This window comes from Streptomyces sp. SID14478, assembly GCF_010548525.1.
Lineage (GTDB): Bacteria > Actinomycetota > Actinomycetes > Streptomycetales > Streptomycetaceae > Streptomyces.
In genome coordinates, this window is record NZ_JAAGMG010000108.1 from 1 (window position 1) to 6,714 (window position 6,714).

Consider the following 6,714-nt stretch of genomic DNA (forward strand, 5'->3'; position numbering starts at 1 on the left):
GGCGGCGCTGGTCGCTGCGGCTCGCGCCGGACGCGGCCCGGGCCGCCGTCGCCGCGGTCACCGGCGGCCCCGCCTTCGACTTCCTCGACGACTTCACGCTCGCCACCCCGAGCCTGGAGGACGTCTATCTGGCACTCGGCGGGAGCCGCAGCAGCGTGAAGGGCCTGGTGAAGGCGTGAGTGTCGTATCCGCGGAGGCCGTGCGAGGGCCTGTGATCGAGGATGCCGCCCTGGCCGACGACGACACCCTCGCGCCCCGGGCCAGGTTCCTGCCGTCGCTCGCCGCCGTCTACCGCGCCCAGCTCTCGCGGGCCCGGGTGGCCCGCATCCCGCTGCTGTTCGTCGCGACCTTCCAGTCGATCGGGATCATGATCCTGATGCGCGGTGTCGTCGACCAGGGCGGCCGCGAGGCGCAGGCCGTCGTCGCCGGGTCCGCCGTACTGGTCGTCGCGTTCGTCGCGCTCAACCTGCTCGCCCAGTACTTCGGGCAGCTGCGCGCGGCAGGCGGCCTCGACCACTACGCGACGCTGCCCGTGCCACCCGCCTCCGTGGTGCTCGGCGCCGCCGGCGCCTACGCCTCGTTCACCGTGCCGGGCACCGTGGTCACCGCGGTCGTCGGCTGTGCCATGTTCGATCTGCCGCTGACGCACCTGTGGGTGCTCGGCGCCGTGATCCCGCTGGCCGGTGCCGCCCTGTCCGGGCTCGGTGCGGCTCTCGGGCTGCTCGCGCCGCGCGCCGAACTGGCCACGCTGCTCGGCCAGTTGGGCATGTCGGCGGCGCTCCTGCTCGGGGTGCTGCCGGCCGACCGAATGCCCGAGGTCGTGCAGTACGCGCGGGACCTGCTGCCCTCGACGTACGGCGTCGAGGCCTTCGCGCGGACCTTCGGCAGCCACCCGGACTGGCCCGCGGTCCTGCTCGACCTGGGCGTCTGCGCCGGTGTCGGCGTCGCCTCGCTGGCCGTGGCGACCTGGGCGTACCGCCGGGCAGCCGTCCGGTGACGCGGCCGACAGGTACGCCTGGCACGATGGCAGGGTGACCGCACCGCTGACGCCGCCTCATCAACCTCCGCACAACAACGGGCACAGTGACCCGTGGCAGGCACCCGACCCGATGACCGGGCACCTGCCGCCCGCTCCTGCCGCGCCGCAGGACGAGGGGCCCGGGCTGCGCACCGAGTTGCGCGAGGCCGTCGTCGTGACGGTCGGCGTCGCGCTCGTCGGGCTGCTGCTCGGGGCGCTGTGGCTGTGGCTCGCGCCGCGGATCCCGCTGGTGTCGGACAGCACGGCCGTCTACCTCAAGGACACCGAGGGAGAGCAGGCCATCGGAGTGGACGGAACGTTCACTCTGCTCGCGCTCGCCTGCGGGGTCGTCACCGGCGCCGCCGTCTTCCTGTGGCGCAGGCGCGGCGGCATCCCGCTGGTCGTCGCGCTCGCCCTCGGCAGCCTGCTCGGCGGCGCGCTGGCCTGGCGGTTCGGGATCTGGCTCGGGCCCACGCAGAACGTCGTCGCGCACGCCAAGGACGTCGGCAAGGGCGTGGCCTTCGACGCCCCCCTGGAGCTGAAGGCCAAGGGGGCGCTGCTCGCGTGGCCGCTGGCCGCACTGGTCGTGCACCTCGCCCTCACGGGGCTGTTCGGGCCCCGCGACCCCGATCCGTACGCCGGCTACTACGACCGCGCGCCGCGGAACGTGGAGGACGCGCCCGGCACGGGAGCCTGAACCGGGCCCTCCTGCGCGAGGTAGTCCTTCGTGCCCTCCGGGTCCACGAGCCGGCCCAGCCGGTTCGGGACGTCGAAACCGATCAGGACGATCACAACTAGCGTCAGCGTGAAGGTCAGGATCGCCAGGGACTGCCCCAGTGACATCCCGGAGGCCAGCTTCGCGCCGAGCACCGGGGCGACCGCGCCGCCCAGCGCGCCCACGTTGTACGTGAAGCCGAGGGACGCCGCCCGGGTCTCGGTCGGGAAGTGGCCCGCGATGAACTTGGGCAGCAGACCCGAGATGCCCTGCATGCACGCGAGCATGCAGAAGAGCAGGACGCCGAGGCCCAGCAGGCTGCCGCGGACCGCGAACACCGGGAACACGAAGGCGACGCCGACCAGGAGCGTCGCCGCGTACGCCGTGCGCGTGCCGAAGCGGTCGCCGAGGAAACCGGCCACGACGCAGCCGAAGGCCGTGCCGAACCCGGCCCAGAACAGCGCGTCCGTGACCTGCGCGGGGGAGTAGCCCAGCTCGGTCTTCAGATACGTCGGCAGCAGCGCCTGCACCGGCCAGCTGTACAGGAACGCGCAGAACACGGTGAGGATGAGGGCGACGTGGAGCAGCCAGCGCCTGCGTCCGCCCAGTTGGACCGCGAAGGCCAGCAGGCACGCCGCCGCGACGACCGAGAGCAGCGGTACCGCGCCCTCGCCGACCGGGGTGAACACCGCGAACAGGGAGCCTGTCGCCGCGACCACCAAGGCGGTGTTGACCGTCGCGAGACGCCGGGTGGCGAACAACGGACGGAAGGGGCTCGGCCGTTCGCCCGCCCGCGCGACCTGCTCCTGCCACTCCTCGGCCTCCGGCAGCGCCCGGCGCACCCACAGCGCGATCGCCACCGGGAGCAGGCCGATGTAGAACAGCCAGCGCCAGCCGTGGCCGGGTACGACGTGCTCGTAGACCTCGGCCGCGAGGACGCCGCCGAGCGAGAAGCCGGAGATCAGGAAGCCGGACGCCCGGTTGCGCAGCTTCGCGGGCCAGCTCTCCAGGACGTACGTGGCGCTCGCGCTGTACTCGCCGGCCATGCCCATGCCGATCAGCAGCCGGGCCGTGAACAGGCTCAGATAGTCCCAGGCGAAGCCGCAGGCGAAGGTGCCGACCGAGTACAGGACGATCGAGGCGATCATCGCCGCCTTGCGGCCGTAGCGATCGCCGAGCGCGCCGAGCACGGCGCCGCCCAGCCAGCGCGTGATGAACGCGCCGGAGACCAGGCTCGCCTGCTCGACGCCGGACAGGCCGAACTCGTCGCCGATCTCGGTCAGCACGAGCGTGATCAGGACGAAGTCGAAGCCGTCGAGGAAGTAGCCGATCCAGGCGGCGAAGAACGACTTCCACTTCGTCGGGCCTATGGCGCGGTACCAGGGTTCGCTCGCGGGGGCGGTCGTCACAGCAGGCCCGCCTCGGTGAGGTGGCGGCGCACGTACGTGACCTCGGCCTCGCCGAGCGGGACCTGGGGCGCGGCGGTCGCCGGGCAGTCGATGACGCCCTGCAGATGGGCGGCGGCCTTGAACGCGCCGAGCGCGGAGGAGGAGCCGCCCATCCGCGCCGGGTCGCCGGCCTCGACGATCCCGAACAGGGCGGCGAGCCGGTCCTGTTCGCGCCGGGCGGTGTCCCAGTCGCCGGCCCGGGCGGCCTCGTAGAGACGTACGTAGCCGTGCGCGTCGACGTTGCCGAGGCCGGGGACCACGCCGTCGACGCCCGCCAACAGGGCGCCGTCCACGGTGAGTTCGGCGCCGGTGAGCACGGAGAACGTAGGCGCGGCCGCGCGCAGCGGGGCCAGCAGGCGGCGCAGGGAGCCCTCGTCGCCGCTGGAGTCCTTGAGGCCGGCGAGCGTGCCGTCGGCGGCCAGCGCGAGGAGCGTGTCGCGGCTCAGCTTGCTGTGCACCGCGACCGGGATGTCGTACGCGAACAGGGGCAGGTCCGCGCCCGCCCGCAGCCGCCGGAAGTGGTCGGCGATCTCGGCCGGGTGGGTGCGCGTGTAGAACGGCGCGGTCGCCACGAGCGCGTCGGCGCCCGACTTCACCGCGTCCTGCGCCCGGTCCAGGACCCGCGCGGTCGTGGTCTCGATGACGCCCGCGAGCACCGGGACCCGGCCGGCCGCCGCCTCGACGGCGGCCTCCAGGGCCGTGCGGCGCTGCGCGTCCGTGAGATAGGCGGCCTCGCCGCTGGAGCCCAGCAGGAACAGGCCGTGCACCCCGGCGCCGATGAGGTGTTCGGCGAGCCGCCGCACCGATACGACGTCCACCTCGCCCTCCGGGGTGAGCGGGGTGACCAGCGGCGGGACGACGCCGCGGAAGGGGGCGGGGAACGGGGCGCGGAGAGGCATGGCGGTGGTCTCCCGGGTCGGACGGAGGTGGGGGGACAGGTAGGACGTAGGATGTCCTATGTCCCAGGGCGACATTGCGCCACCGACGACAGCGGTGTCAAGGGTCCGACAGGCCGACGGTTCTACAGGGGAGGCGAGCGATGCGCGCACTGGTCGCGGACGACGCACAGCAGCGGATCAAGGAGTTCATCGTCGAGCGGGGGCTCGGGCCCGGCGATCCGCTGCCGACCGAGGCGGAGCTGAGGGAGCGGTTCGGCGTCAGCCGCAACTCGCTGCGCGAGGCCCTGAAGTCGCTCCAGGCCACGCACGTCGTGGAGATCCGGCGCGGCTTCGGCACGTACGTCGGGTCGATGTCGCTGGAGCCGCTGATCGACGGCCTCGCCTTCCGCACTGTCGTCGGGCACCGCAGGGGCGAGGACAGCCTGCTCGAACTCCTGCAGCTGCGCGAGGCGTTGGAGGCGGGGCTGATGAGCAGCCTCGCGGGCCGGCTCGACGAGGATTCGCTCGCCGCGCTCGACGGGCTCGTGCGGCGGATGCACGACGAGGTCGCCGCGCACGGTGCGATCGACGCCGCGACCGACCGCGCGTTCCACCTGGCGCTGTACGGGCCGCTGGCCAACCGGCTGCTGAGCGAGCTGCTCGACGCGTTCTGGAGCGCCTTCCACCAGTCGCGGACGCAGGACGTGGGACAGCCCCCCGAGAACAAGGACGGCAGCGAACTCGCCCGGATGCACGGGCGGATCGTGGCCGCCGTACGGGCGGGCGACGCAGAGGCCGCGGAGGCCGCCGTGCACGAGCACTTCGACGACATCCGCGGCCGACTGTCGCACCGGGATCCTCAGGCGGGCCTGCGCCCGTGATTGGCCTTGCCCTTCTTGATCCGCCACTTGCGCTTGCGCGTCTTCTTCGACATGTCCTTGGTGCTTAGTCGAAGCGGCGGGGAACGTCCAGGGTCCGGGACGGGCTCACGCGCGGGCGACGGGGGCGAGCACGGCGTCCGTGAGGGACGCCAGGTCCCCGGGGGCCAGCTCGACTTCGAGGCCGCGGCGGCCCGCTGAGACGCAGATGGTGTCGTGCCCGCCGGCCGAGGAGTCGATGACCGTGCGCAGCTTCTTGCGCTGGCCGAGCGGGGAGATGCCGCCCCGTACGTAACCGGTGGTGCGCTCGGCCAGCGCCGGGTCGGCCATCGCGGCGCGCTTGCCGCCGACCGCCGACGCCAGTGCCTTGAGGTCCAGCTGCCCCGCCACCGGCACGACGGCGACGGTCAGGTGGCCGTCGACGTCCGCGACGAGCGTCTTGAAGACCCGCTCCGGGGCGACGCCCATCGCCTCGGCGGCCTCCTCGCCGTACGAGGGGTGCGCGGGGTCGTGGGCGTACGCGTGCACCGTGAAGGCCGTGCCCGCGGCGGTGAGCGCCACCGTCGCGGGAGTCCCCCCGGACTGCTGGTTCTTCTTGGTCTTCTTCGCCAACTCGCTGATCCCCTACGTCAGTTGAGGCTGGTCGCCTGTCGTGTCAGGTCCGTCGCGGGCAGGGACGGCAGATTCCGGATGATCGCCGTCTCGGCGCGCAGCAGCTTCAGCTCGTCGCGCAGCCGGGACGCCGCGTCCGGGGCCTGGAGCAGCCGCTGCTTGGTCGGTACGTCGAGCACCGCGGCCGCCGCCACCAGGTACGACACCACCGAGGGCTCGTCGGGCAGCTCCGCGCCCGTCGTCAGCGACCGCTCCCGGGCCCCCGCCAGGCGCTTCTGGTACGAACGGAACGCGCGCAGCACGCCCTCGGCCAGGGCGCCCGCCTCGTCGCCGTCCTCCTCGGGCAGCTCCTCGACCTCGGCCGTCAGATAGGCGCCCGAGGCGTCCACCGAATGCAGCTTGACCCGGCGGGTGCCGGTGGCCAGGACCTCGAAGCTGCCGTCGGCGCGCTCGCGGATCGTCGCCGCGTCCGCGACGCAGCCGATGGCGTGGAAGGACGTGAGCGGGTCGTCGCTGAAGCCGGCCCCCGGGCCCGCGCCCGCCTCCTTCGTCGTCACGTCGTCCGGCATGCCGGCGGCGCTCGGCGCGACCTCGTGGCCGTCGCGGATCGCCACGACGGCGAACTGCCGGGGCTCGTCGGAGACGGCCGGGTCGGCGTCGGGGTCGGTCGGGTCGGCGGGGGACGCCTTCAGCAGATCGCGCATCAGGGCGCGGTAACGCTCCTCGAAGACGTTCAGCGGAAGCACGAGCCCCGGGAACAGTACCGAGTTGAGCGGGAAGAGCGGAAGCCGGGCGATGGTCACGACGGTCAAGGGTAATGGGCGCCGGAGCCGCCGGGTCCGCCGCGCAGCGGCAGCGCGGCCGCGACCTCCAGGCGCACCTCGTCGCGCAGCTCCAGGAAGCGGCCCAGCGGGTCGTCCGAGACCCGGTCCCAGGGGAACGACGTCGCGTACGGGCCGATCAGCCGCAGCTGCTCCAGGGCGTCCGGCCAGCGCTCCAGCGCGATCAGCACGCAGGCCAGCAGATTGCGCACCTCGGCGGGCCAGGGGTCCGCCGCCTCGTACGTCCGCGACAGCGCGACGGCGAGGTCGGCGGCCGTGTCGAGGCGGGCGCGCTCGATGCCGCGCGGGGCCGGGTCGGTCAGGTACGTGAGGGCAGCGCGCAC

7 protein-coding genes and 2 pseudogenes are annotated in these 6,714 nt (G+C 73.5%); 4 read left to right on the plus strand and 5 right to left on the minus strand.

Going from position 1 to position 6,714, the window contains the following annotated elements; translation table 11 throughout:
* The 3 genes and pseudogenes from G3I40_RS46905 to G3I40_RS04450 form a co-directional block, all read left to right on the plus strand.
* Nucleotides 1-179, plus strand: a pseudogene (locus G3I40_RS46905) (ABC transporter ATP-binding protein); the annotation flags it as partial.
* A gap of 20 nt (nt 180-199) precedes the next feature.
* On the plus strand, nt 200-997 hold the full coding sequence (locus G3I40_RS04445; protein WP_343244824.1) for an ABC transporter permease: 798 nt from the start codon (nt 200-202) through the stop codon (nt 995-997).
* Between the two features lie 34 nt (nt 998-1,031).
* Nucleotides 1,032-1,715 carry a DUF2567 domain-containing protein gene (locus G3I40_RS04450; protein ID WP_164300838.1) on the plus strand — a complete coding sequence of 228 codons (684 nt, stop codon included), beginning with the start codon at nt 1,032-1,034 and terminating at the stop codon, nt 1,713-1,715.
* Here G3I40_RS04450 and G3I40_RS04455 read toward each other — a convergent pair.
* Complete coding sequence (locus G3I40_RS04455; protein ID WP_164300839.1) at nt 1,664-3,142, minus strand: sialate:H+ symport family MFS transporter; 1,479 nt, start codon at nt 3,140-3,142, stop codon at nt 1,664-1,666. The two genes, G3I40_RS04450 and G3I40_RS04455, sit on opposite strands and share 52 nt — an antisense overlap.
* Nucleotides 3,139-4,080 (minus strand): dihydrodipicolinate synthase family protein, encoded by a 942-nt coding sequence (locus G3I40_RS04460; protein WP_164300840.1) that lies wholly within the window; start codon nt 4,078-4,080, stop codon nt 3,139-3,141. The genes G3I40_RS04455 and G3I40_RS04460 overlap by 4 nt, the downstream gene beginning before the upstream one ends.
* 140 nt (nt 4,081-4,220) lie before the next feature.
* On the opposite strand from G3I40_RS04460, the gene G3I40_RS04465 reads away from it, so the two are divergent.
* The gene (locus G3I40_RS04465) at nt 4,221-4,940 is read left to right on the plus strand and encodes an FCD domain-containing protein (RefSeq protein WP_203643437.1); all 720 of its coding nucleotides are present in this window, start codon (nt 4,221-4,223) and stop codon (nt 4,938-4,940) included.
* 105 nt (nt 4,941-5,045) lie between these two features.
* On the opposite strand, the gene ybaK is transcribed toward G3I40_RS04465, so the two are convergent.
* The 3 genes and pseudogenes from ybaK to G3I40_RS04480 form a co-directional block, all read right to left on the minus strand.
* Nucleotides 5,046-5,549 carry a Cys-tRNA(Pro) deacylase gene (gene ybaK / locus G3I40_RS04470; RefSeq protein ID WP_164300841.1) on the minus strand — a complete coding sequence of 168 codons (504 nt, stop codon included), beginning with the start codon at nt 5,547-5,549 and terminating at the stop codon, nt 5,046-5,048.
* Between the two features lie 17 nt (nt 5,550-5,566).
* Entirely contained in the window at nt 5,567-6,352 is a 786-nt protein-coding gene (locus G3I40_RS04475; RefSeq protein ID WP_164300842.1) for an LON peptidase substrate-binding domain-containing protein, read from the minus strand.
* A 5-nt stretch (nt 6,353-6,357) separates the two neighbouring features.
* Nucleotides 6,358-6,714: pseudogene (locus G3I40_RS04480) on the minus strand (hypothetical protein); the annotation flags it as partial.